The organism is Puerhibacterium sp. TATVAM-FAB25, assembly GCF_046535855.1.
Taxonomy (GTDB): Bacteria; Actinomycetota; Actinomycetes; order Actinomycetales; family Cellulomonadaceae; genus Puerhibacterium; species Puerhibacterium variabilis_A.
Window position 1 is genome coordinate 17,598 of sequence record NZ_JAXUAK010000008.1, and the last position, 24,611, is coordinate 42,208.

Here is a 24,611-nt window from a genome sequence, read left to right on the forward strand (position 1 = left end):
CGGGGCGCCGGCAGGACGGCGGTGTGAGGCGAACCTTCCTTGACATCCGGGATTACGCAACAAGGATGTTTGTTATATCGAGAGGCGCCCCGGGGTGGAGCGCGCCCCGAGACCGACGTGGGACCGAGAAGCGAGCTGGAGGTGACCGCATGACGTCGACCGCACCGCGCGTCGCCGCCGTGGCCGCCGACCCCGCGACCGAGGCCGAGTCGACCACCCGTCGGCGCGTCCTCGAGCTCGTCGCCAGCACCGGCCCGGTGACGGCCGGCGACCTCGCCGCGCGGCTCGGGCTGACCTCCGCGGGCGTGCGCCGGCACCTCGGGCTGCTCGAGGAGGACGGCAAGATCGCGGTCCGTCACGGCCTGCCCGGGCGCGGCCAGGCCCGCCGCGGGCGCCCCGCGCGCGCGTACGTCGTCACCTCGGGCGGGCAGTCGGAGCTGCAGGGCGGCTACGGCGAGCTCGCCGCGCAGGTGCTGCGTCACCTGCGCGCGGCGGGCGGCAGCGCGGCCGTCGCGGCGTTCGCCGACGAGCGGTACGCCGCCCTGGTCGAGCGCTACGCCCCGCGGCTGACGGCCACCGACGTCTCGGAGCGGGCCGAGCAGCTCGCCGCCCTGCTGTCGGCCGACGGCTACGCCGCGTCCGTGCGGCCCGGCCCGGCGGCCACGCTCGTGCCCGCCGCGCAGCTGTGCCAGGGCCACTGCCCGGTGCAGCACGTCGCCGAGGAGTTCGGCGAGCTGTGCGAGGCGGAGGCCCGCGCGTTCGCCCGCCTGCTCGGCACCCACGTGCAGCGGCTCGCGACCATCGCCGGCGGGGCGCACGCCTGCGTCACCAACCTGCCGCTGGCGCCGCCGGCCACCGCGCCGGCGGCGACCGCCCCGTCGCCCGACGCGCCGGGCGCCGGCGCGCCAACGACCACCCCGACCCCGCAGCCTGCCGGCCGCATCGCGCGGCACTGAGGAAGGAACGAGATGACTGCACCCACGGAGCAGCGCACCGACGAGGAGATCATCGCCTCGATCGGTTCGTACGAGTACGGCTGGCACGACAAGGACGACGCCGGCGCCACCGCGCAGCGCGGCCTGAGCGAGGACGTCGTGCGCAACATCTCGGCGCTCAAGAACGAGCCCGAGTGGATGCTCAACCAGCGCCTCAAGGCGCTGCGCCTGTTCGGCAAGAAGCCCATGCCGTCCTGGGGCGCCGACCTCTCCGGCATCGACTTCGACCGGATCAAGTACTTCGTGCGCTCCACGGAGAAGCAGGCGGCCAGCTGGGACGACCTGCCCGAGGACATCCGCGCCACCTACGACAAGCTCGGCATCCCCGAGGCGGAGAAGCAGCGCCTCGTGGCCGGCGTCGCGGCGCAGTACGAGTCCGAGGTCGTGTATCACCAGATCCGCGAGGACCTGGAGAAGCAGGGCGTCATCTTCGTCGACACCGACACGGGCCTGCGCGAGTACCCGGAGCTCTTCCAGGAGTACTTCGGCACCGTGATCCCGGCCGGCGACAACAAGTTCGCCGCGCTGAACTCGGCCGTGTGGTCGGGCGGCTCCTTCGTCTACGTGCCGCCGGGCGTGCACGTCGAGATCCCGCTGCAGGCCTACTTCCGGATCAACACCGAGAACATGGGCCAGTTCGAGCGGACGCTGATCATCGCCGACGAGGGCTCCTACGTGCACTACGTCGAGGGCTGCACCGCGCCGATCTACTCGAGCGACTCGCTGCACTCGGCCGTCGTCGAGATCGTCGTCAAGAAGAACGCCCGCGTGCGCTACACGACGATCCAGAACTGGTCGAACAACGTGTACAACCTGGTGACCAAGCGCGCCACGGCCGCCGAGGGCGCCACCATGGAGTGGGTCGACGGCAACATCGGCTCCAAGGTCACCATGAAGTACCCGGCGATCTACCTGCTGGGCGAGCACGCCCGCGGCGAGACGCTGTCGATCGCCTTCGCGGGCGAGGGGCAGCACCAGGACGCCGGCGCCAAGATGGTGCACGCCGCGCCGCACACCTCGAGCTCGATCGTCTCGAAGTCGGTCGCGCGCGGCGGCGGGCGCACGTCCTACCGCGGCCTCGTGCAGGTGCTCGAGGGCGCCTCGCACTCGGCCTCGAACGTGCTGTGCGACGCGCTGCTCGTCGACCAGATCTCCCGGTCCGACACCTACCCGTACGTCGACGTCCGCGAGGACGACGTGTCCATGGGGCACGAGGCGACGGTCTCGCGGGTGAGCGAGGACCAGCTGTTCTACCTGATGTCCCGGGGCATGGAGGAGACCGAGGCCATGGCCATGATCGTGCGCGGGTTCGTCGAGCCCATCGCGCGCGAGCTGCCCATGGAGTACGCGCTCGAGCTCAACCGCCTCATCGAGCTGCAGATGGAAGGGTCCGTCGGCTGACATGACGACCGCTACTGAGAAGACCACGCTGTCCACGGACCACTCCCGCGCGGTCGCCGACGGCGCCCACTCGCACGGCGTCGTCCCGCAGGGCTCGCGCGCCGAGCGCGTGACCTCGTTCGACCTGGCCGACATCCCCGTGCCCACCGGGCGCGAGGAGGAGTGGCGGTTCAGCCCGGTCGCCCGCCTCCAGCTGCTGTTCTCCGCGGAGCTCGGCAGCGACGGCGTGCGCACCACCGTGACCGCCGCGCCCGAGGTCGAGGTCGAGACCGTCGGCCGCGACGACGAGCGCCTCGGCAGGGTCGGCAAGCCCGGCGACCGGACCGCCGTGACCGCCTGGAACGCGTTCACCGAGGCCACCGTCGTGACGGTCCCGGCCGAGGCCGTCGCCTCCGACGTCACCACGATCCGCGTCGACGGCGTCAGCAAGGCCGCCACGGCGACCCACGTGCTCATCCGCGCCGAGAAGTTCTCGCAGGCCGTGGTCGTGCTCGACCACGACGGCGACGCGCTGCTCGACGAGACCGTGGAGATCGTCGTCGAGGACGGCGCGCACCTGACGGTCGTGTCCGTCCAGGACTGGTCCGACGGCGCGGTGCACGCGTCCTCGCAGCGCGCCCTCGTCGGCCGCGGCGGCGTGCTCAAGCACGTCGTCGTGACGTTCGGCGGCGACGTCGTGCGCGTCACCCCCGACGCGGCGTTCTCCGCCGAGGGCGGCGAGGTCGAGATGGTCGGGCTGTACTTCGCCGACACCGACCAGCACCAGGAGCACCGCCTCTTCGTCGACCACGGCCAGCCGCGCTGCAAGTCCCGCGTGACGTACAAGGGCGCCCTGCAGGGCAGCGGCGCGCACGCGGTGTGGGTCGGCGACGTGCTGATCCAGGCCGACGCCGAGGGCACCGACACCTACGAGCTCAACCGCAACCTCGTCCTCACCGACGGGGCGCGCGCCGACTCCGTGCCGAACCTCGAGATCGAGACCGGCGAGATCGAGGGCGCCGGCCACGCGTCCGCGACCGGCCGGTTCGACGACGAGCAGCTGTTCTACCTCATGGCCCGCGGCATCCCCGAGGTCGACGCCCGCCGCCTGGTGGTGCGCGGCTTCTTCGCCGAGCTGATCGACGAGATCGGCGTGCCGGCCGTCGAGGAGCGCCTGCTCGCCTCCATCGAGGCCGAGCTGGAGAAGTCGATGAGCGTCATCACCGGCGAGGCCGGCCGGTGACGGCACAGTTCGCCTGCGCGGTCGACGAGCTGGCCCCCGAGGAGGCCAGGCTCGTCGAGCTCACGGGCGTCGACGGCGCCCCCGTGCCCGTCGCGCTCGTGCGCGACGGCGACGGCGCCTACCACGCGCTGTCGGACGTGTGCTCGCACGGCGCGGTCTCGCTGTCCGACGGCGAGGTCGAGGGCTGCCTCGTCGAGTGCTGGCTGCACGGCTCGCAGTTCGACGTGCGCACCGGCAAGCCCGTCCAGCTCCCCGCGACCCGGCCCGTGCCGGTGTACCCGGTGACCGTCGAGGGCGACCAGGTCATGGTCGACGTCGACGCGCCGGTCGCCGTCGCCTGACGCCGACCCCGTACCCCCCAGCTTCCCGAACGACCAGGAGAACCCACAGCATGTCCACCCTGGAGATCCGCGACCTGCACGTCAGCGTCGAGACCAAGGAGGGCGCCAAGCCCATCCTGCGCGGCGTCGACCTGACGATCCGCAGCGGCGAGACGCACGCCATCATGGGCCCGAACGGCTCCGGCAAGTCCACGCTCGCCTCGGCGCTCGCCGGCCACCCGAAGTACACCGTCACCGGCGGCACCGTCACGCTCGACGGCGAGGACGTCCTCGCGATGAGCGTCGACGAGCGCGCCCGCGCCGGCCTGTTCCTCGCCATGCAGTACCCGGTCGAGGTGCCCGGCGTGTCCGTGGCCAACTTCCTGCGCACCGCCAAGACCGCCATCGCGGGCGAGGCCCCGTCCCTGCGCGCCTGGGGCAAGGAGGTCCGCTCGGCCATGGAGAACCTGCGGATCGACTCGTCCTTCGCCGAGCGCTCCGTCAACGAGGGCTTCTCCGGCGGCGAGAAGAAGCGCCACGAGATCCTGCAGCTCGAGCTGTTCAAGCCGCACTTCGCGATCCTCGACGAGACCGACTCCGGGCTCGACGTCGACGCGCTGCGCATCGTGTCGGAGGGCGTCAACCGCGCCAAGGAGACCACCGACGTCGGCGTGCTGCTGATCACGCACTACACGCGCATCCTGCGCTACATCAAGCCCGACTTCGTCCACGTCTTCGTCGACGGCAAGATCGCCGAGGAGGGTGGCCCCGAGCTCGCGGAGCGGCTCGAGGAGGAGGGCTACGACCGGTACGTCGGTACCGGCGCCACGATGGCCTGACGCCCGGCACACCGAGGAGACGACGCAGATGACCACCACCGACACCGTGCGCCCGGCCGCGGCGCCCGGCCCCGCCGCGCCCGCCGTCGACACCGTCGACTGGGCCGCCGTGCGGGCCGACTTCCCGCTGCTGGGGCGCGCGGTGCGGGGTGGCCGTCCGCTCGTCTACCTCGACTCGGCCGCGACGTCGCAGAAGCCGAACGTCGTGCTCGAGGCCGAGGTCGACTTCTACGAGACCCGCAACGCCGCCGTGCACCGCGGCGCCCACCAGCTCGCCGAGGAGGCCACCGAGGCGTTCGAGGACGCCCGGGCGGCGGTCGCGGTGTTCGTCGGCGCCGACACCGACGAGGTCGTGTGGACGCCGGGGGCCACCTCGGCGCTCAACCTCGTGGCCTACGCGATGGGCAACGCCACGGCGGGGCGCGGGGGAGCGGCGGCCGAGCGGTTCGTGCTGCGCCCCGGCGACGAGATCGTCGTCACCGAGGCCGAGCACCACGCCAACCTCGTGCCGTGGCAGGAGCTGTGCGCCCGCACGGGCGCCGTCCTGCGCTGGTTCCCGGTGACCGAGGACGGCCGGCTCGACCTGTCGGGCATCGACCAGGTCGTCACCGACCGCACGCGCGTGGTCGCCTTCGGTCACGTCTCGAACGTGACCGGCGCGATCGCCCCGGTGGCCGAGCTGGTCGCCGCCGCCCGCCGCGTCGGCGCGCTCACCGTGCTCGACGCCTGCCAGTCGGTGCCGCACCTGCCGGTCGACGTGCACGCGCTCGGCGTGGACTTCGCCGCGTTCAGCGCCCACAAGATGCTCGGGCCCACCGGCGTCGGCGCGCTGTACGGCCGGCGCGAGCTGCTCGAGGCCATGCCGCCGGTCACCACCGGGGGGTCCATGGTCGAGGTCGTGACCATGGAGGCCACCACCTACGCCCCGCCGCCGCAGCGGTTCGAGGCCGGCACGCAGATGGTGGCCCAGGCCGTGGGCATGGGCGTGGCCGCGCAGTGGCTCGGCGAGCTCGGCATGGAGAACGTCGCCGCGCACGAGCGGGCGCTGGCCGCCGAGCTGGTCAGGATCGCCGACATCCCGGGTGTGCGGATCGTCGGGCCGGCGGACACGGCCGACCGGCTCGCGGTGGTCTCGTTCGTCGTCGACGGTGTGCACGCGCACGACGTCGGGCAGGTGCTCGACGACAAGGGCATCGCCGTGCGGGTGGGCCACCACTGCGCCCAGCCGCTGCACCGCCGGTTCGGCGTGGCGGCCACGGCCCGCGCCTCGGCCTCGGTCTACACGACCGTCGACGAGGTCGTGGCGTTCCGGGAAGCGCTGGCGGGGGTCCGCGCGTTCTTCGGGGTGGAGTGACCGCCGGCCCGGCGGATCGAACGGAATCGGACGAAGGACGACCCAGCACGTGAGCTCCCTCGAGCAGATGTACCAGCAGGTGATCCTCGACCACGCCCGGCACCCGCACGGCCGGGGCCTGGTCGCGGTGGCCGAGGGCCACCTCGGCGGCGAGTCGCACCAGGTGAACCCCACCTGCGGCGACGAGGTCACCCTGCGCGTCGACGTCGTCCCGGCGGCCGACAGCGCGGGCCCCGTGGTGGCGGGCGTCTCCTGGGAGGGGCAGGGCTGCTCGATCTCCCAGGCGTCGGCCTCGGTGATGACCGAGCTCGTCAGCGGCCGCCCCGTCGCCGAGGTCGAGCGGCTGGACGCCGTCTTCCACGACCTCATGGGCTCGCGCGGCAAGGGCCTGGACGACGACGCCGAGGACGCCCTCGGCGACGCGACGGCGTTCACCGGCGTCTCGCAGTACCCCGCCCGCATCAAGTGCGCGCTGCTCGGCTGGGCGGCGCTCAAGGACTCGCTGGCGCGCAGCGGCGCGCTGGCCGGCTGAAGGAGGACCGCATGACCGAGGAGACGACCACCGGGGCCGTAGCCCCGCCGGCGGCGTCGCCGTCCCCGACCACGGTCGCGGACGTCGAGGAGGCGCTGCGCGACGTCATCGACCCGGAGCTGGGCATCAACGTGGTCGACCTCGGCCTCGTGTACGGCATCCAGATCGACCAGAACAACCACGCCACCATCGACATGACGCTCACGTCGGCGGCCTGCCCGCTGACCGACGTCATCGAGGACCAGTCCGCGTCCGCCCTCGAGGGCATCGTCGCCGACTTCCGCGTGAACTGGGTGTGGATGCCGCCGTGGGGCCCCGAGAAGATCACTGACGAGGGCAAGGAGCAGCTGCGGATGCTCGGCTTCAACGTCTGAACAAACATGGAGTTCTCGCCGGTCGGCCGACCGGCGGGAACACCGCCTGACCTGCGGCTTCACATTCCGGGTCGGGGACAGAAGTGGCCCGAGATGGCCATGAGGGGCCATCCATTCCCCCGCCAGTCCCCCCACGGAAGTCGGGCCGACGCCGCAGGTCGGCGGGCAAGAACGCGGACACACAGCGCACCACCAGCTGGCGTGCGCGGTACACCGGACCGGACCTCGCGCGGCACTCGCGCACCTTCGGCGACAAGATGGCGGCCGAGGCGCGTCAGGCCCGCGGCCGAGCGCTGACGCTCGCCGAGTGGGCCCGGCGGTCGGTCGACGGCAAGACGCTGCGCCCCTCGACGCGGTACCGCTACGAGCGCGTCCTGGCGACGCGGATCCTGCCCGAGCTCGGCGACATCCCGCTCGCGCAGCTCACGCGGCTCGACGTCACCGACGGTGTCCGCCGGGCCTGGACCCGCTCTCTCGGCGGGTCCACGCGCTGCTCGTACTGGGTGTACCGGAGGATGGTCCCATGCGCGACGTGCCCAGCCCCGCCTGGCAGCGTTACCTCGAGCTCGCCGGTCGCATCGCCGAGCTGACGCCCCGCATCCATGAGGTGCCTGTAGCGCGCTGGAACGCCTTGGCGGACGAGGCGAACGCGGCGCTGGCCGAGGTGCGCGCGGATGCAAAGTTTTTGGCTGAACTGCGCGATCGCGTCGAGGACACCACGGACGAGGCCGATCGAGCGCTGCTGCACGAGGTGCTGACCGGGGCGGTCTTCGAGCTGGGTGGCGACGTCGAGGCGCTGCGGGCCGACCCACGCGTCAGCGACGTCGCCGACGAGCTGGACATCGCGCCCGCGATCTACCTCGCCGAGCAGGGATTCGAAGCCGACCCGTACGAGGCCGAGCAGGTCTGGCCCGAGGACGAGGAGTACCGCGACCTGTCGCGCATCGGCGGCGTGCCGACGCTGACGCCGGACGCTCGCCCGCTCCCGGATGACGCCGTCTTCCTGCTGCAGGTCGACTGCAGCGCCCTGACGCGCGAGGCGGTCCACGACGAGGCCGTGGCGAGTGTCTTGCGCCGGTATCCGCTGCCGAAGCGTGGGCTGCTGCAGGTCTTCCACACGACCCTTGGCGACTCCCGCACCGACCCCGGTCGTCCAGGCGGTGGCGCCACGGTGCGGTACTTGGCCGAGGCCGACGTGCGCCGGCGCACCGCCATCAACCCATCTGCCTCGTCCTATGCCGCATCGCATGCCAGCTACCGCGCGCTTGCGACATTCCGGGCCGCTCCGCACGCCGGGTTCGCGGCGCTCGACCGGGTGGACCAGCTGCAGGAGGAGGCTTACCGCGTCGCGCGCAACGGCTCCTACACCGACGAGTATCTGCGCGACCTCGATCGCGACCCGTTCGTCGCCCGCGTCGGCGCCGTGGCCCACCTGTTCGGCCTGCCCTCGCCCGACTCCGACATCGCCGACGAGGACCGCGCACTGCTCAGCGAGCGCCTGCCACTGACCGTCCCGGAGGACGAGCACCTGCTGCTGCTCGAGGTCGCTGCCGATCACACCTTCGACCTGGTGTTCGGCGACGGTGGCCGGCTCGAGATCTGGATCCGGTCCAGCGACCTGGCCGCGGCCCGGTTCGACGACGTCGTGTCCTTCATCCGCAGCTCCTGACCGGACTAGCACGAGATGGGACGGTCGGGAAAGAGGAGCGCAGGCACGTTGACGAGCGCGGCTGCCTACGCAGAAGTGCTGCACCGGGCGCGCCGCGAGCTCGATGTGCCTGAGGCGCCGAACCTCGTCGACGTCGTTGCGCTCCTCGAATCGTGGGGAGCGACGCCCATGCCCGTGGGCACCCAGGAGGCGAATCTCTTCGACGAGTACGTGGAAGAGCTCCTCGTGGCCTACCAGGCGAGCATCACAGACCGACGCCTCGAGCGCGACCGTCACGCCCCGCAGCGCGTCGGCAACTTCCGCGTCCACGGGGCGGGCCAGTGGATTCGTGAGTCACTCTGGGCAGCCACGGGAGTCATGCCGCGCGACCCCGGAAGCCGCGGCTCGGCTCTGTACTCGCAGGGCCTCGACCTCCTGCGGCCCGAGCGTCCCGATCAGCCTGTGGCGCTGTACGACAGGCTGCCCGGACGGCTCTGGACTGCCTACGTGGCGCTCGTGCGCCCGCGGTGGCGCCGCGTGCGGAGGCCTCACCTCCAAGCCGGTGATGGGCCAGTGAGGCATTGACAGCGGAACGCGGTCGCGCGCGTGCCCACTTCGAGCGCCGACTGCGGCTGATCGGGCGCGGTGCGACTCATCCGGATGGACGGACGTTACCGGTGCCCCCGGAAGCCGACCTCGACCCGGCAACGCTGCGACTGAGAGCGCGTCAGGGCCGGCCGACACCTTCGAGATCCAGGGGCAGTGGAAGTTGAGCGCATGGCTCGGGCACCTTGGTGGCTGGCCAGACCCACGAGCAGCGCTGGCGCCAGGCGCGGAGCACATCAGATGAGGGAAGCAGCAAAGGGAAGGGAGGGCACCGGTGGGCTCGCCGACACTGAAGACGTTCTGGATGTCGGAACTAAGCTGCCCTGACGTGACGTCCTTCCGCCCGGCGGAGGCGATGGTTCGTGCATCGAGCCTGGCCGAGGCAAAGGGCGTCCTTCGAGCCGTAGGCATCAAGGCGAAGTGGGCACGGAAGGCGTCGCCCTCTGAAGCGCGGAACCTCGCCGAGGCGCAAGCCACCTTCGCGTGGCGGATCAACGAGCAGGGTGAAGAAGCCGGCTGGCTCTTCGACACGACCGTCGAGGACTACCTCCGCCGGTAGCAGGAGCGTGATCGTCGCTGGCGGTCACTACTGACGCCCAAGTGCCGGCCGAGGCCCGTACGATCGAACGGTACGGGCAGCCGCCCGGACATGAGGTCTCTACTGACCCGTCAGGGTCCTGCGGCTCCCGCCCCAGGGGAGCGCACGCGACGCACCGGTTCCCCCATGGCACTCCCGCAGATCGCCAAGATCCTGCGAACCTGCAGCTTGAGGGGTGTTTACCCGGTCAACGTCTGAGCATCGCGAGGCGCGGGGGTTCTCGCCGGTCGGTCGACCGGCGAGGACCCCTCTGTCATACCCGGTCGGACGTCCCGGCTCGGACAACGGCGGCCAGGCACGGCCGTCAGGGCCACCTGGATCCCTGTCGGAGACACGCGCACGGCGCGTCTTCGTCGGCGAGGATGGTCTTCGTCCGTGCACACGACGAAGGAGTCGACGCGATGACGAAGTACCTGATCTCGTTCCCCAGCAGCGCCATGAAGGTGTCCGACGACGAGCTGCCGGCAGTCTCGGACGCATCGCACGCGGTGGTGCAGGAGGCCAAGGATGCCGGCGTCTGGGTGTTCGGCGGCGGGATCGACGAGAGCGTCCCGCCCGTCATGGTCGACGGGGACGGCGCGGTGACCGAGGGCACGTACCCGCAGACGACGCAGCTCGAGGGCGGCTATGCGGTCCTGGAGGTGCCCTCCCGCGAGGCGGCGCTGGAGTGGGCCGCGAAGCTCGCGGTCGCCTGCCGGTGCGCGCAGGAGGTGCGGGCGTTCCACTACGACCCCGCCAGCTGATGGCCCCGGGGGCACCGGTGGTGAGGCCGGGGATCGAGAAGACGTTCTGGATGGACCGTCGAGGACTACCTCGGCTGGTCGTGGCCGTCCCGGGCCTGTCAGAGGGCGAGCTCGCCTGCTCCGACAGTGCAGCCGTCGGGCCGTCCGGCGTCCAGGTACGAGGCGGCGGCCAGGGGAGTCCTGGCCGCCGCCTCGCGTCGTGTCGTCTCCGGCAGGGTTCGCGTCGGTGATCCGGACCGTCAGTTGGTGGCGCTGAGCCCCGCCTGGCGCGCCCACGCCACGGCCTCGGCGCGGGTCGAGACGCCGAGCTTGCGGTAGGCGCTGCGGACCTGCGACTTGACGGTGTTGCGCGTGACGAAGAGGCGGCTGGCGATCTGCTCGAGCGTGACGTCCTCGGCGAGGTTCGCGAGCACCACGAGCTCGCGCCGGGTCAGCGGGGCGGCGGGCACGACGACGGGTGCGGGGCTGTGCGTCTCGACGAGGGTCATGGTTTTCCTCCAGTGCGGCCGGCCGGCGGCTGGGTACCGGCTCTACCACTAGAGAGGCGGTAGGGCCGGGATCATGACGCGGTTCCGCAGATGTTTTCACCCGCCGCAGGCGAACTCCCTGGTCGCGTGGGTTCGCGGCGCCCGGGCTCAGCGAACCCGCACCGGGCTCCGGCTCGGCTCCTGGCCGGTCCAGCGCTCCACCCCGACGGGCATCTCGGCGCAGCGACGGTGCATGTCGGTGAAGGCGGGGACGAACACGTCGTTGCGGGTGTCGAGCGCGTCCTGCCACTCGGCGATCTTCGGCATCAGCTCGCGCAGCTCGGCGATCGCCGCCTCCTCGTCGACACGGGTGAGACGCCCGTGGTCGACCACCACCTCGCCGTCCACCAGCACGTACACGAGCGACGACCCGTTCTCGGAGTACACGAGCTGGTTGTCGAGCCGGGACCGCGGCGTGAACGCCAGAGTGCCCAGGTCGTAGACGTTGAGATCGGCACGCTTGCCCACCTCGACGGAGCCGGCGCGGTCATGGAGCATCGCGGTCCGCGCGCCGCCGACGGTGGCGGCGCTCAGGGCCTCCGCGGCCGTCGACCAGGTGCTGAAGTCCGGCCCGCCCACCTTGTGCAGCAGCGCGGCGGTCTTCATGACCTCGTGCAGGCGCGGGCTGTCCGACGACGAGCAGCCGTCCGAGCCGAGGCCGAGCGTGACGCCGGCGTCGTGGTACCGCCGCCACGGGGCGAGTCCCGAGCCCAGCTTGAGGTTCGAGATGGGGTTGTGGGAGACGGAGACGCCGCGGTCGGCGATGAGCTCGACGTCCGCGTCGGTGACCCAGATGCCGTGCGCGAACGTCGTGTTGGGCGACAGCGCGCCGATGGCGGCGAGGTGCTCGACCAGCGTCGTGCCGTACAGCTCGTGGCCGGTGACCGCCTGGACGCGCGTCTCCAGCACGTGGACGTGGATCTCCAGACCGCGGTCGAGGCCCAGGTCCGTGGCCCCGGCGAGCAGGTCGTCCGTGCAGCGCTGCGGGCCCGACGGCGCCAGCATGTACCGCAGGCGCCCACCCGCCCGGCCGTGGTGGGTGTCGATCGCGGCGCGCGAGTAGTCGAGGTACTCGTCGGCCGTCAGCAGCGGCTGGGTGCGGACGTCGGCGACCAGATCGGGCGGCAGCATGTCGGCCACGAACGGCAGGGTGTCGACGAACGGCCGGTTGATGACGTGCCCGGAGACGTTCGCACGGATGCCGACCTGCTCATAGGCGTCGAAGACGGCGGCGAGCTGGGCGTGGTCCTGCGTCGGGGTCTCCAGCACGTCGTCGACCAGGGTCGTGACGCCGTTCTTGAGGGACTCCATCGCGAACAGCCGGCTGCGCAGGCCCACGAGCTCCGGGCTGAGCGGCTCCAGCCCCAGGATGGGGTACGACAGCAGCATCCAGAGCTCGAGCGGAAGGTTGTCGTAGCGGCCCTTGTAGAGGTACTCCCACGAGTGGGTGTGGGCGTTGACGAAACCCGGCGCCACGAGGCGGTCGGTGCCGTCGATGACGTGGTCGCCCTCGCGCACCTCCACCGTGCGGTCGACGTGCGTGATGACGCCGTCCTCGATGCGGACGGAGCGGGTGACGGGCGTGCTGCCGGTCGCGGCGTCCATGGTGATGACGGTGGCGTCCTTGATGACGGTGGCCATGATCAGCGGTTCTCCTGGGCGGGGCGGGCGGGGCGGGCGGTGAGGGCCGTGGCCACGGGCGCGGCGACGGCGGCGACGAGAAGGCCCTGCAGCGGCGGGATGCCGACGGCGAGCTCGTTGGTCACGACGGCGGTGGCGACGCCGAGCACGTACGCGACCACGCCGGGCCACACGACCATCGGGGCGGCGTCGACCGGTGTGCCGGGGTCGCGCCCCTTCCACACGAGGAGGAACGTCCCGATGATGACGCCGCCGAGCGGCGGGATCAGCGTGCCGAGCACGGTGAGGAAGGAGCCGATGGCGTCACCGAGCCCGGTCACCGCCAGGAGGATGCCGATCGCCGTGCCGCCCACGACGAACGGGCGCTTGTCGTTCTTGCCGAAGAGCTCGGCGCCGGCCACCCCGTAGGCATAGGCCGTGTTGTCGTTCGTGGTCCAGAGGTTGGCGACCACCAGCAGCAGGCCGACGCCGACCAGGCCCATCGACAGCAGCAGCTCGGAGAAGTCCGGGATCCCGAACGCCGCGCTCCCGACGCCGCCGAAGAACAGCATGGCGGCCTGGATGACGCCGACGCCGGCGACGATCATCCAGAACGAGCTCATCCGGGGCGTCGAGAACCGCGCCCAGTTCCCGACCTGGGTGCCGCCGGACACGAACGTCGCGACGAGCATCGTCATCGCGGTGGCCAGCGGCATCGAGCCGTCGCCGGAGGTGCCGAGCAGTCCGGCCCACCCACCGGCCTCGTCGAACGACCGGACGGTCATCCAGGCGCACAGCACGAGCATCAGCGGCACGGAGATCCACGACAGGAGCTCGATGCCGCGGAAGCCCCGGTAGGCGGTGACGGCCATGAGGACGCCACCCGCGACGACCACGGGCCATGTCGTCTCCCAGCCGAGCGCCGCGCCGAAGAGGTCCCCGAGCACGGCGATGGTGATGCCGTACCAGCCGACCTGCGTCCCGCCGAGGAGGATGGACGCCCACTTCCCGCCGGCGCGGCCGAGGACGAGGCGCGCGGTCAGGACGGTCGACAGGCCCGTGCGAGCCGCGATGAGGCCGAGGGCGCCGATGTAGACCGCCAGGATGAGCGACGCCGCGGCGGCCGCTGCCAGGAACACCGGGAAGTCGAGCGCGCCGGCGACCTGTCCACCGGTGACCATGGTGGGGGTGAAGAAGCAGAAGCCCGCCATGACGATGGTGACGGCCGCGGGGCCGCGCCGCCGTGCTGCCGGGACCCGCTCCAGCGGGTAGTCGGGGTCGACGACGACCGGGGGTCGGTCGAGCGCCTCGGACTGAGGCGGCGTCGTGGTGGTCATCGCGGGTGCCCTTCCGTCGGTGGTCGGAGCGCTGCTCCGTGCGACGGAAGTAGACCGGGCGCCGGGGCGGCGCCCAAGGTCGTGGCGGGATTGGTGGACGTCGCGCCACCGCGGCCGCGCCGTCGGTGTGGGCACCGACACCGGGCGGAAACACGGGCGACATCGCGCCTCCCTACGGTGGGAGCGTGACGGAGGCTCCGGCGACCCCGGCGACGGCGGTCCCCCTGCAGGTGCGGGTCGGCGACATGCTGCGCTGGCCCGACGTCCCGATCGACCTCCTCGGGAGCACGACGGGACTGGACCGGCACGTGCGCTGGGCCCAGGCCACCGAGCTGCTCGACCCGTCACCGTTCCTCCGCGGGGGCGAGGTGGTCCTCACGACGGGTCTCGAGCTGCGCGGCGCGGCGGAGTGCCGGCAGTTCGTGGACGCGCTGGTGCGCGCGGGCGCGGTCGCGATCGGCTACGGGGTCGACGTCGTGACGAGCAGGCCGCCGGGCCCGCTGCTGGCGGCGGCGGACGCCGCTGGGCTGCCCGTCCTGCGGGTGCCGCGCACGGTGCCGTTCGTGACGTTCACCGAGCGCCTCGCGCAGGAGCAGACCCGCATGTGGGTGCTGGCGCAGGACCGCCTGGCGGCAGGGCACCTCTTCGACGCCGTCCGGCGCGGCCTGGCGGACCCGGTCGTGCTCCTCGAGCGGTTCGGCGAGCTCGACCGGCCCGGGGTGGAGCTCGCCGCCGCCTGCTTCGCCGGCCGTGAGCGGCTGCCGCACGTCCCCGGGCCGCACCGCGTCGGGTACGTCCGCGACCGCACCGTCGTGCTCGGGACGGCAGGGGCGGTGGCGGAGCTCGTCGCGTCCATGGCGGACGACGTGCTGCTCGGTCACGGTGGACCGGCCGCCGGTCGCGACGTCCGGCGCGTGCTCGGCGAGGCGGTGGCCGCGCTCGACGTCGCCCTGGGGCGGGGACGGACGGCGGGCCCGCGCGACCTCGCGTCTCTCGACGGGCTGCTGCACCGGCTCACCGCCGAGCAGCTGGAGCCCTTCCGCGACCACGTCCTGCGCCCGGTCGTCGAGCACGACCGGAAGCGGTCCGCGTCGCTCCTCGCCACCGCGCGCGCGTTCCTCGCGCACGACGGGTCCGTCGCCCGCACCGCGGCCGTGCTCTACCTGCACCCCAACACCGTCCGCAAGCGGCTGGACCGCATCGACGGCCTCACGGGGCTCGAGGTGCGCGAGCCCGCCGGCCGGGTGGCGCTACGCATCGCGCTGAGCTCGGCGCCGCCCGGGTAGCGGCGGGCGACGCCCGCTCGCCCCCCACAGGGCGCGCGGGCGCCGCCCGCCGGATCTGCTCCGCGGCTCAGGCGCCGGCGACCGCCCGCTCCGCGGCGAGCACGGTCGCCTGCTGCTGGGCGCGCACGCTCAGCTCGGCGGCCTTGAACGCGTGCTCCTGGGTCATCGCCGTCTCGGTCCGCTCGAGGCAGTCGAGGATGAGCTGCCCGAAGTACGGGTAGCCCACCTCGCCGTTCGTCGTGAGGTGATGCTCGCCCTTGCCGTCGACGAGGAACACGTGGCCCGGACCCTCGTCGGTGCCGACGTTGACGTACTTGCGCAGCTCCAGGTAGCCCTCGGTGCCGAGGATGAAGGTGCGCCCGTCGCCCCAGGTGCTCAGCCCGTCGGGCGTGAACCAGTCGACCCGGACGTAGCCGGCGGCCCCGGTGTCCATGGCGATCGTCGCCTCGCCGAAGTCGTCGAGCTCCGGGTGCTCCGGGTGGGCGTAGTTCGCGATCGCGGCGTGCGTGACCGTCGCGTCCGTGGCGCCGGCGAAGTGCAGCATCTGCTCGAAGTTGTGGCTGCCGATGTCGCAGAGGATGCCGCCGTACTTCTCCTTCTCGAAGAACCAGTCGGGGCGGCCGGTGCCGAGGCGGTGCGGCCCCAGGCCCATCACCTGCACCACCCGGCCGATCGCGCCGCGCTCGATGAGCTGGCCGGCCAGCACGGCGGCCTCGACGTGGATGCGCTCCGAGTAGTAGACGGCGTACTTGCGGCCCGTCCGCGCGGTGGCCTCGCGCGCCGCCTCGAGCTGCTCGAGCGTGGTCAGCGGTGCCTTGTCGGTGAAGTAGTCCTTGCCCGCCTCGATGACGCGCAGCCCCAGGGCGCAGCGCTCGGAGGTGACGGCCGCGCCGGCGACGAGGCGGACCGAGTCGTCGGCGAGCACCTCCTCCTCGCTGCGGGCCACGCGCACGTCGGGGAACCTCGCGCGGAAGGCCTCGACCTTGGCCGGGTCGGGGTCGTACACCCACGCGGGGGTGCCGCCGGCGGCGGCCAGCCCCTCGCACATGCCGTAGATGTGCCCGTGGTCGAGGCGCATCGCGGCGAACGGGAAGTCGCCCGGCTCTACCACGGGACGGGGGAGGGGCTCGGGCGCGTAGGCGGCGCCGCTGGTCGCGGTCATCAGGCGTTCTCCTCGGTGTCGTCGAGCGGGGGTCAGCGGGCGGCGTCCGCGCCGGCGCCGACGGTGATCGCGCCGGGCAGGTCGGTCACGGACGCGGTCTTGGCGTAGAAGCGCGGGGCGCGCTCGACGAGCGTGCCCGCACGGTAGTACGGGTCGTCCGGCTGCAGCGGCAGGTCCACGGTCCGGCGCTCGATCCCGGCCTCGTAGATCGCGGTCACCAGCTCGACGGCGCGGCGCCCGTCGGCGCCGTCGATCGCCGGGCGGCGGCGCTCGCGGACCGCGCCCAGCACGTCGCCGATCTGCCCTGCGTGGCCCTCGTGCTCGAGCGGTCGGTGCGCCGCGGCCACCGCCTCGATCGCGGCGACGCGGGCGGCGTCGCCGCCGGGCGAGGGGAAGCCGTTGGGCGCGGCGGACTCGGCGGCCACGCTCCACGGCTGGGAGACGCGGGCGTGCCGGCCCTGGACGACGATCGCCTGCTCCTCGCCGTGGTGCACCACCGAGCTCGTCACCTCGGCCAGCGCGCGGTCGTACTGCAGCACGGCCACCGAGAGGTCCTCGACCTCGGCGTTCTCGTGCTGGGCGTTGGTGAGCACGGCGGTGACGGCGCGCGGCGCGCCGAGCATCCAGAGGGTCAGGTCGAGGTGGTGGATGGCGTGGTTGAGCGTGCAGCCGCCGCCCTCGGACTCCCACGTGCCCCGCCACCACAGGTCGTAGTAGGCGGTGCCGCGCCACCAGGCCGAGCTCACCTGCACGTGCGAGACGGGCCCGAGCAGCCCGGAGTCCAGCACCTCCTTGAGGGTGGCCATGTCGTCACGGAACCGGTTCTGCGCGACGACGGACAGCACCCGGTCGTGCTCGGCGGCGGCGGCGATCATCGCGTCGCACTCCTCGAGCGACGGGGCCATCGGCTTCTCGACGAGCACGTCGACGCCGGCCCGCAGGGCGGTGATCGCCAGCTCGGCATGGGTGGACGGCGGCGTCGTGACGCTGACGAGGTCGAGCTGCTCGGTGGCCAGCATGTCCTCGAGCCGCTCGTAGGCCCGGGCGCCGGGCAGCCCGAGCTCGCCGCGGCGCTCCGCCGCCTTGCCGGGCACGACGTCGCACACCGCGACGACCTCGCACTCGTCCTCGAAGCGGCGGTATCCCTCGACGTGGGCGACGGCGATGCCGCCGGTGCCGACGATGCCGATCCTGAGCATGGTTCCTCCGTGCACGTGGGGGTGGGCGACGGCGCGGGACCGGTGCTCGGCTTCCTCGCCGCGCCGGCATCATACGTATGATGCCGACGGTTCACCATCGTCGGGAAGCGCCGGGGCGATGTCAAGGACGGGGAGCGTGCGTGTCCCGCGCCGGGGCGGACCCGCGGTCTCCTCAGCGGGCGAGCGGGACGGTCCCGGTCGACTCGCGCCACACCACGCGCTGCAGCGGCGTCGCGGTCGCGGCGGCCTCGGTGCCCTGCACCGCCGCCACCAGCCGGCGCATCGCCCGGCGGCCCGCCTCGTGCAGGTCGACGGCGATCGTGGTGAGCGTCGGCGTCGTGTACGCGCCGAACTCGGCGTCGTCCCACCCGGTGACCACGAGGTCGCCCGGGACGGACCAGCCGCGCTCGGCCGCGCCGCGCAGCACGCCGAGAGCGATGACGTCGTTCGCCGCGACGACGGCGAGCGGGGGAGCGTCGGCGGGCAGCGCGAGGACGGCCTCGCGGCCCTGCTCGGCGGACCACGAGCCGCCGACCACGCCGAGGGACGCCACGCCGTGGCGCTCCACCGCGGCGAGGTAGACGTCGCGGCGTGCGCGCGCCGACGCGTACTGCTCGGGGCCTGCCACGTGCAGGAACCGGCGGTGGCCGGCGTCGAACAGCGCGTCCAGCACGGTGGCCAGCAGGCTCGCGTCGGCGAGCTCGCCCGCGCTGCGCATCTGCTCGTCGAACGCGCCCACGGCCACCACGGGCGCCGCGTCCGCGCCGAGCGCCAGCGCGTCCGGCAGCACGGGCAGGAACGTCAGCACGCCCTCGACCTGCCCGCCGAGGGCGAGCTCGACCACGCGCGCGGTGCGGTCCTCGGCCGTGCCCTCGACGCTGTGCGTGTCGAGCGCGAAGCCCGCCTCGGCGGCGACCTCGCCGGCGCCGGTGAGCATCTGCAGCCGGTTGTCGACCGCGGCCCCGGTGACGACGGCGAGCCGGCCGGAGCGGCGGGTGCGCATCGAGCGCGCCGCGAGGTTGGGCCGGTAGCCGAGCCGCGCGGCGACCGCGAGGACGTGCTCGCGCGTGGCGGCCGAGATCGTCCCCTTGCCGGACAGGGCGTAGGAGACGGTCGACTGCGAGACGCCGGCGGCGCGCGCGACGTCGTGGCTGGTGGGCCGGCGGGATGGCACGGACCCAGTGTGGCCCCTCCCGCCGGCGGACCGGGGCGGCGCCACCCCGCCGCCGTCGTGATCCGTGCACGCCGCCACCACACCACGCATACCTAGTGCTGCTAGGGTTCAATCCCTCGCACTTCTAGGTATGGAGGTTCCGTGCACATCGACAAGGACCTGGTGGCGGCGTCGGCCACGCCGCTCGTCCTCGGCATCCTCGCCGAGGGCGACCTGCACGGGTACGCGATCCTCAAGCGGGTCGCCGACCTCTCCGGCGGTCGCATGCAGTGGTCGGACGGGATGCTCTACCCGCTGCTGCACCGGCTCGAGCGGCAGGGGCACGTGTCCTCCTCGTGGGGCACGTCCGAGGCCGGCCGGCGCCGCAAGCACTACGCCCTCACGCCCGCCGGCCGCGCCGCGCTCGTCCAGCGGCAGGAGCAGTGGAGCGTCGTCGCCGACGCGCTCAAGCAGGTCTGGCAGCACGCCCAGGACCATGCGCCGCAGCTGCCCGCGGGGCCGGCCCGGCCGGCGGCGGGGTGGGCATGATGCGCCCCGAGGTGGAGGAGCAGATCGCGCAGTGGCGCACGTACGTCCACCGGCGCCGCGCCATCTCGACCGCCGACGTCGACGAGCTCGAGGACCACCTGCGCGAGCAGGTCGCCGACCTCGTGGCCACCGGGCTCGACGACGAGGAGGCGTTCCTCGTGGCGATCAAGCGGATGGGCGACCTCGACGCCGTCTCCCGCGAGTTCGCCAGCGAGCACTCCGAGCGGCTGTGGAAGCAGCTCGTCGTCGTGCCGGACGGCGGCGCCCGGGGCGGCAGCGGCGCGACGCCGTGGCGCGAGCTCGCCGTCGTGCTGGCGCTCGCCGTGGGCGCGGGCGCGGCGCTCAAGGTGGGCATCGCCCTGCTCGCGGCCGACGACGCGATCGTGCGCAACGCCGCCCTGCTCGTGCTGCCGTTCGTGGTCGGCTACTTCGCCTGGAAGCGCCGGCTCACCGCCCGGTCGCTGGCGGCGCTGGCCGTGCCGTACGCGGCGCTCGCCGTGGTGCTCAACGTCTACCCGTTCGACGACGCCCCGGGCGGCGGGCCCGGGGCGACGGCGGTGCTGGCCGCCCTGCACGCCCCGGTGGTCCTGTGGCTGCTGGTCGGGCTCGCCTACGTGGGCGGGCGGTGGCGCTCCGACGGCCGGCGCATGGACTTCGTGCGGTTCACCGGCGAGCTGGCGATCTACTGGACGCTGCTGGCCATCGGCGGCGGCGTCCTCGTGGGCCTGACCGCCGGCGTGCTGCAGCTCGTCGGCGTCGACTTCGAGCCGGTGCTCGAGGACTGGGTGCTGCCGCTGGCCGTGCCCGGCGCCCTGGTCGTCGCCGCCTGGCTCGTGGAGGCCAAGCAGGACGTCGTCGAGAACATCGCCCCGGTGCTGACGCGGGTCTTCACCCCGCTGACGATCGTCATGCTGCTGACCCTGCTGGGCGTGCTGCTCACCGCCGGCAGGCTGGTGGACGTCGACCGCGACCTGCTCATCCTCATGGACGCGATCCTCGTGCTGGTGCTGTGCCTGCTCCTGTACGCGATCTCGGCGCGCGACTCGCTGGCGCCGCCGCGGTTCTTCGACGGGCTGCAGCTCGTGCTCGTCGTGGCGGCGATCGCCGTCGACGTCGTCATGCTCACCGCCATGGCGACCCGCATCGCGGAGTTCGGCTTCAGCGCCAACAAGGTGGCCGCGCTCGGGCTCAACCTGCTGCTGCTGGTGCACCTGGTGCGGGCCGCGTGGCTGACCGTCGGCTTCCTGCGCCGGCGCCGGCCGTTCGGCGCGCTGGAACGGTGGCAGACGCACTACCTGCCCGTCTACGCCGTGTGGGCCGCCGTCGTCGTGGTGGTGTTCCCGCCGCTGTTCGCCTTCGCCTGACGCCCTGGACGTTGTGGGTACAGAACACGCCGGTCGATCCTCGGATCGACCGGCGTGTTCTGCACCCACAGCGGGAGGCGCGGGCGCGGGTCGTGTTCGCGGGCGGCTCAGGCGAGCGAGACCAGCTCCGCGTACTCGTCGCTCCAGAGGTCCTCGTCGCCGTCGGGCAGCAGCAGCACCCGGTCCGGGCGCAGCGCCTCCACCGCGCCGTCGTCGTGCGTGACCATCACGACGGCGCCCTCGTAGGTGTCCAGGGCGCCGAGGATCTCGGCGCGCGAGGCGGGGTCGAGGTTGTTGGTCGGCTCGTCGAGCAGCAGCACGTTGGCGCTGGAGACGACGAGCGTGGCCAGCGCGAGGCGGGTCTTCTCGCCGCCGGACAGCACGTGGGCCGGCTTCTCGGCGTCGTCCCCGGAGAACAGGAACGAGCCCAGCACGCTGCGCACCTGCGTGTCGCTGAGGTCGGGCGCGGCGTGCCGCAGGTTCTCCACGACGGTGGCGTCCATGTCGAGCGTGTCGTGCTCCTGGGCGTAGTAGCCCAGCTTGAGCCCGTGGCCGGGCACGACCTCGCCGGTGTCCGGCTGCTCGACGCCCGCGAGCATGCGCAGCATCGTCGTCTTGCCGGCGCCGTTGAGGCCCAGCACGACGACGCGCGAGCCGCGGTCGATCGCCAGGTCGACGCCGGTGAACACCTCGAGCGAGCCGTACGACTTGGACAGGTCCTTGGCCGTGAGCGGGGTGCGCCCGCACGGCGCCGGGGTGGGGAAGCGCAGCTTGGCGACGCGATCGGACTGCCGCTCACCCTCGAGCCCGGACAGCATGGTCTCGGCGCGGCGGATCATGTTCTGCGCCGCCACGGCCTTGGTGGCCTTCGCGCGCATCTTCTCCGCCTGTGCCATGAGCGCGGACGCCTTCTTCTCGGCGTTCGCGCGCTCGCGGCGGCGGCGGCGCTCGTCCTGCTCGCGCTGCTCGAGGTACTTGTCCCAGCCCAGGTTGTACTGGTCCAGCTCGCCGCGGTTCGCGTCCAGGTGGAACACCTTGTTCACGGTCGCGCGCAGCAGGTCGACGTCGTGCGAGATGACGACGAAGCCGCCGGGGTAGGCCTTGAGGAAGTCCCGCAGCCACATGATCGAGTCGGCGTCGAGGTGGTTGGTCGGCTCGTCGAGCAGCAGCGTGTCGACGCCGGAGAACAGGATGCGCGCCAGCTCGATGCGGCGGCGCTGGCCGCCGGACAGGGTCTGCAGCGGCTGGCCCAGCACCCGGTCGTCGAGGCCGAGGTTGCTGGTGATGCGGTGCGCCTCCGACTCGGCGGAGTAGCCGCCGGCGGCCATGAACCGCGCCTCGAGCCTGGGGTAGCGCTCGAGCGCCGCGGCGGCGGTGTCCGGGTCGGCCGAGGCCATCTGCCCCTCGGTCTCGCGCATCTGCCGCACGACCTTGTCCAGGCCGCGCGCCGAGAGCACGCGGTCCATCGCGACGACGTCGAGGTCGCCGGTGCGCGGGTCCTGCGGGAGGTAGCCGATCTCGCTGCCGCGCACGATCTGGCCGCCCGTGGGCTGGGCCTCGCCCGCGAGGGTCTTGGTGAGCGTGGTCTTGCCCGCGCCGTTGCGGCCGACGAGGCCGATGCGGTCGCCCGGGCCGATGCGGAAGCTGGCCTGGTGCAGCAGGACGCGGGCGCCGATGCGCAGCTCGACGCCGTGGGCGGTGATCACAGTCTCGGAAGTCCTCGGGGTGGGGATCGCGGGGGCCGGCGGCGGCGACGGCCCTCCGAGTCTACCGACCGCCTCGTCGCCGGGTCCCGCCGATATCGCTCGCGGGCGTGCGGCGTCGGCCACGGTTAGCGTCTCCGGGTGACGTTCAACGAGGGTGGCCAGTTCGAGGGCGGCCGGGTCAGCCGCGGCGGCGGCCGCGGCGGCCTGATCGCCGGCGGCGGCATCGGCGCGGTGCTCGTGACGCTGCTGGCGCTGTTCTTCGGCAACGACGGCGACGTCGGCCGGCTCACCGACGCGCTGACCGGCGGCGGCCAGGGCGCACCGACCGGCCAGGAGCAGTTCGTCGGGGACTGCTCGGCCGAGGAGGCCAACTCCGACCGCGAGTGCCGGCTGTCCGCGACGGTGCAGGCGCTCGACGCCTACTGGGCCGAGGTGCTGCCCCAGCAGGCGGGCGTCCGGTACAGCGAGCCGCCGGTGGTGAGCTTCTCCGGGCAGACGGACAGCGCCTGCGGGACGGCGTCGAGCTCGACCGGTCCGTTCTACTGCCCGCCGGACCAGACGGTCTACGTCGACGTGTCCTTCTTCGACCTGCTGCAGCAGCAGTTCGGCGCGCAGGGCGGCCCGCTGGCGGAGGAGTACGTGGTGGCGCACGAGGTGGGACACCACGTCGAGAACCTCGTGGGGGCCATGGACGCGGCCGACCGCGGCGGCAGCGGCCCGGAGTCCGACTCCGTCCGCATCGAGCTCATGGCCGACTGCCTGGCCGGCATGTGGGTCGGGCACGCCGCCACGACCGTCGACCCGGACACCGGAGTGACCTTCCTCGAGCCGATCACCGAGGCCGAGCTGCGGCAGGCGCTCGACGCCGCGGCCGCCGTCGGCGACGACCACATCCAGCAGCAGGCGACCGGAGCCGTCCACCCGGAAGGCTTCACGCACGGCACGTCCGAGCAGCGCGTGCGCTGGTTCTCGATCGGCTACGAGGGCGGCACCATGGCCGACTGCAACGCCTTGCAGGCCGCCACCCTCTGACGCCCTGCCGTTGTGGGTACAGAACACGCCGGCCGTTCGACGAAACGGCCGGCGTGTCCTGTACCCACAACGCTCGGGCGCCAGGCTCAGGACCGGGCCGCGACCGCGGTCCGCACGCGCCGCACGAGGCCGCGGGGGTCGTGCGGCACGTCGTCCGCGACCACCACGATCACGATCCAGCCGAGCGACTCGAGCAGCCGGCGCGCCCGGACGTCCTCGCGCCACTGCGCCTGGTCGGTGCGGTGCTGGTCACCGTCGTACTCGATCGCGACCCGCCACTGCGGGTACAGCATGTCGACGCGCTTGACGTAGGCGCCGCCCGGGTCGCGGACGACCTGGTTGACGGCGGGGCACGGCAGCCCCGCGTCGACCAGCAGCATGCGGGCGCGGCTCTCCATGGTCGAGTCGGTGCCCGCGCGCAGATGCTCGATCGCCGCGCGCACCGTCGCGATGCCCTTGACCTTGCGGGTCCTCTCGGCGACGGTGCGCAGCTCGTCGACGGTGGTGAGCGGGCGCTCGCAGCGCAGGAACGCGTCGCCGAGGGCGACGACGTCGGCCGGGACCCGCAGCGCCGGGGCGACGTGCGCGAACGTGTGCGCGGGCGCGACCACGGGCAGCCCGCCGACGTCCACGACGTCGAGCTCGGCCTGGCGGCTGCGATGGCTCACGACACCGCGCGCTCGCGGGCGGTGGCCCTCGACACGGGTGACGACGTGGAGGCGCTCGTCGGTCGCGAGCTGCCACGGGACGTCGACCCCCAGCAGTCGTAGGGCGGTCACATGGCTGAACGCCACGCTGGGGTGGAGCAGCGGCAGGAGCGCTCGGCAGGTCGAGGCGAGCGCGTCGGGCGCGGTGGCGGTGCGGACGCCGCGGAACGGCACGGTGAGGCGCACCGACCGCAGCCGGTGTGCGGCGACGCCGGCGCGGCGCGCGTCGGCGACGCGCAGCGGGCCGGCGGCGAGGAGGCTCTCAAGCGGGGGAGCGGCGTCGTCCATGGCCGCAGCCTCGACGGGCGGACGGTCTGGCATCCGGGCCCGCTCGTCC

Annotated in this window: 25 protein-coding genes; 17 read left to right on the forward strand and 8 right to left on the reverse strand. The window is 73.0% G+C overall.

Annotation, left to right across the window (positions count from 1 at the left end; translation table 11 throughout):
• The first annotated feature begins 149 nt into the window (after positions 1-149).
• From U5M74_RS09265 to U5M74_RS09325, 13 genes are all read left to right on the forward strand, one after another.
• On the forward strand, positions 150-956 hold the full coding sequence (locus U5M74_RS09265; RefSeq protein WP_410908331.1) for a helix-turn-helix transcriptional regulator: 807 nt from the start codon (positions 150-152) through the stop codon (positions 954-956).
• Positions 957-968: 12 nt separating this feature from the next.
• On the forward strand, positions 969-2,396 hold the full coding sequence (sufB, locus tag U5M74_RS09270; protein ID WP_410908333.1) for a Fe-S cluster assembly protein SufB: 1,428 nt from the start codon (positions 969-971) through the stop codon (positions 2,394-2,396).
• Position 2,397: 1 nt separating this feature from the next.
• Positions 2,398-3,618, forward strand: coding sequence for a Fe-S cluster assembly protein SufD (sufD, locus tag U5M74_RS09275; RefSeq protein ID WP_410908335.1), 1,221 nt, complete (start codon positions 2,398-2,400; stop codon positions 3,616-3,618).
• Complete coding sequence (locus U5M74_RS09280; RefSeq protein ID WP_410908337.1) at positions 3,615-3,959, forward strand: non-heme iron oxygenase ferredoxin subunit; 345 nt, start codon at positions 3,615-3,617, stop codon at positions 3,957-3,959. The genes sufD and U5M74_RS09280 overlap by 4 nt, the downstream gene beginning before the upstream one ends.
• A gap of 50 nt (positions 3,960-4,009) precedes the next feature.
• Positions 4,010-4,777 (forward strand): Fe-S cluster assembly ATPase SufC, encoded by a 768-nt coding sequence (gene sufC, locus U5M74_RS09285; protein WP_069982493.1) that lies wholly within the window; start codon positions 4,010-4,012, stop codon positions 4,775-4,777.
• Positions 4,778-4,805: 28 nt separating this feature from the next.
• Positions 4,806-6,131: a cysteine desulfurase gene (locus U5M74_RS09290; RefSeq protein ID WP_410908339.1), complete on the forward strand. Its 1,326-nt coding sequence runs from the start codon at positions 4,806-4,808 to the stop codon at positions 6,129-6,131.
• A gap of 49 nt (positions 6,132-6,180) precedes the next feature.
• Positions 6,181-6,663, forward strand: coding sequence for a Fe-S cluster assembly sulfur transfer protein SufU (sufU, locus tag U5M74_RS09295; protein ID WP_410908341.1), 483 nt, complete (start codon positions 6,181-6,183; stop codon positions 6,661-6,663).
• Between the two features lie 11 nt (positions 6,664-6,674).
• Positions 6,675-7,037: a metal-sulfur cluster assembly factor gene (locus U5M74_RS09300; RefSeq protein WP_410908343.1), complete on the forward strand. Its 363-nt coding sequence runs from the start codon at positions 6,675-6,677 to the stop codon at positions 7,035-7,037.
• A 257-nt stretch (positions 7,038-7,294) separates the two neighbouring features.
• Complete coding sequence (locus U5M74_RS09305; RefSeq protein WP_410908345.1) at positions 7,295-7,627, forward strand: hypothetical protein; 333 nt, start codon at positions 7,295-7,297, stop codon at positions 7,625-7,627.
• On the forward strand, positions 7,561-8,706 hold the full coding sequence (locus U5M74_RS09310) for a DUF1963 domain-containing protein (RefSeq protein ID WP_410908347.1): 1,146 nt from the start codon (positions 7,561-7,563) through the stop codon (positions 8,704-8,706). Before U5M74_RS09305 ends, U5M74_RS09310 begins: the two co-directional genes overlap by 67 nt.
• A 48-nt stretch (positions 8,707-8,754) precedes the next feature.
• Positions 8,755-9,270, forward strand: a complete 516-nt coding sequence (locus U5M74_RS09315) for a hypothetical protein (protein WP_410908349.1) — start codon at positions 8,755-8,757, stop codon at positions 9,268-9,270.
• A gap of 349 nt (positions 9,271-9,619) precedes the next feature.
• The gene (locus U5M74_RS09320) at positions 9,620-9,850 is read left to right on the forward strand and encodes a hypothetical protein (RefSeq protein WP_410908351.1); all 231 of its coding nucleotides are present in this window, start codon (positions 9,620-9,622) and stop codon (positions 9,848-9,850) included.
• A 440-nt stretch (positions 9,851-10,290) separates the two neighbouring features.
• On the forward strand, positions 10,291-10,632 hold the full coding sequence (locus U5M74_RS09325; RefSeq protein ID WP_410908353.1) for a YciI family protein: 342 nt from the start codon (positions 10,291-10,293) through the stop codon (positions 10,630-10,632).
• Between the two features lie 239 nt (positions 10,633-10,871).
• On the opposite strand, the gene U5M74_RS09330 is transcribed toward U5M74_RS09325, so the two are convergent.
• From U5M74_RS09330 to U5M74_RS09340, 3 genes are all read right to left on the reverse strand, one after another.
• Positions 10,872-11,120, reverse strand: coding sequence for a LuxR C-terminal-related transcriptional regulator (locus tag U5M74_RS09330; RefSeq protein WP_069982480.1), 249 nt, complete (start codon positions 11,118-11,120; stop codon positions 10,872-10,874).
• Positions 11,121-11,267: 147 nt separating this feature from the next.
• A complete protein-coding gene (locus tag U5M74_RS09335) occupies positions 11,268-12,800 on the reverse strand; it encodes an amidohydrolase family protein (RefSeq protein ID WP_410908355.1) in 1,533 nt (510 codons plus the stop codon).
• Positions 12,801-12,802: 2 nt separating this feature from the next.
• Positions 12,803-14,116 (reverse strand): cytosine permease, encoded by a 1,314-nt coding sequence (locus U5M74_RS09340; protein WP_410908357.1) that lies wholly within the window; start codon positions 14,114-14,116, stop codon positions 12,803-12,805.
• Between the two features lie 185 nt (positions 14,117-14,301).
• Here U5M74_RS09340 and U5M74_RS09345 point away from each other — a divergent pair, with 185 nt between their 5' ends.
• On the forward strand, positions 14,302-15,402 hold the full coding sequence (locus U5M74_RS09345; RefSeq protein ID WP_410908359.1) for a PucR family transcriptional regulator ligand-binding domain-containing protein: 1,101 nt from the start codon (positions 14,302-14,304) through the stop codon (positions 15,400-15,402).
• Positions 15,403-15,469: 67 nt separating this feature from the next.
• Here the strand turns inward: U5M74_RS09345 and U5M74_RS09350 are convergent, their stop codons facing one another.
• The 3 genes from U5M74_RS09350 to U5M74_RS09360 form a co-directional block, all read right to left on the reverse strand.
• Complete coding sequence (locus U5M74_RS09350; protein WP_410908361.1) at positions 15,470-16,564, reverse strand: Gfo/Idh/MocA family protein; 1,095 nt, start codon at positions 16,562-16,564, stop codon at positions 15,470-15,472.
• A gap of 32 nt (positions 16,565-16,596) precedes the next feature.
• Positions 16,597-17,763, reverse strand: coding sequence for a Gfo/Idh/MocA family protein (locus tag U5M74_RS09355; RefSeq protein ID WP_410908363.1), 1,167 nt, complete (start codon positions 17,761-17,763; stop codon positions 16,597-16,599).
• Positions 17,764-17,935: 172 nt separating this feature from the next.
• Positions 17,936-18,937: a LacI family DNA-binding transcriptional regulator gene (locus U5M74_RS09360; RefSeq protein ID WP_410908365.1), complete on the reverse strand. Its 1,002-nt coding sequence runs from the start codon at positions 18,935-18,937 to the stop codon at positions 17,936-17,938.
• A gap of 141 nt (positions 18,938-19,078) precedes the next feature.
• On the opposite strand from U5M74_RS09360, the gene U5M74_RS09365 reads away from it, so the two are divergent.
• The gene (locus U5M74_RS09365) at positions 19,079-19,465 is read left to right on the forward strand and encodes a PadR family transcriptional regulator (protein ID WP_410908367.1); all 387 of its coding nucleotides are present in this window, start codon (positions 19,079-19,081) and stop codon (positions 19,463-19,465) included.
• The gene (locus U5M74_RS09370; protein ID WP_410908369.1) at positions 19,462-20,829 is read left to right on the forward strand and encodes a permease prefix domain 1-containing protein; all 1,368 of its coding nucleotides are present in this window, start codon (positions 19,462-19,464) and stop codon (positions 20,827-20,829) included. The genes U5M74_RS09365 and U5M74_RS09370 overlap by 4 nt, the downstream gene beginning before the upstream one ends.
• A 107-nt stretch (positions 20,830-20,936) precedes the next feature.
• On the opposite strand, the gene U5M74_RS09375 is transcribed toward U5M74_RS09370, so the two are convergent.
• Positions 20,937-22,535, reverse strand: coding sequence for an ABC-F family ATP-binding cassette domain-containing protein (locus U5M74_RS09375; RefSeq protein ID WP_410908371.1), 1,599 nt, complete (start codon positions 22,533-22,535; stop codon positions 20,937-20,939).
• Between the two features lie 138 nt (positions 22,536-22,673).
• Between U5M74_RS09375 and U5M74_RS09380 the strand changes: the two genes are divergently transcribed.
• Positions 22,674-23,567, forward strand: coding sequence for a neutral zinc metallopeptidase (locus tag U5M74_RS09380; protein ID WP_410908373.1), 894 nt, complete (start codon positions 22,674-22,676; stop codon positions 23,565-23,567).
• A gap of 86 nt (positions 23,568-23,653) precedes the next feature.
• Here U5M74_RS09380 and U5M74_RS09385 read toward each other — a convergent pair whose 3' ends face one another.
• Positions 23,654-24,562: a DUF559 domain-containing protein gene (locus U5M74_RS09385; protein WP_410908375.1), complete on the reverse strand. Its 909-nt coding sequence runs from the start codon at positions 24,560-24,562 to the stop codon at positions 23,654-23,656.
• Positions 24,563-24,611 lie beyond the last annotated feature (49 nt).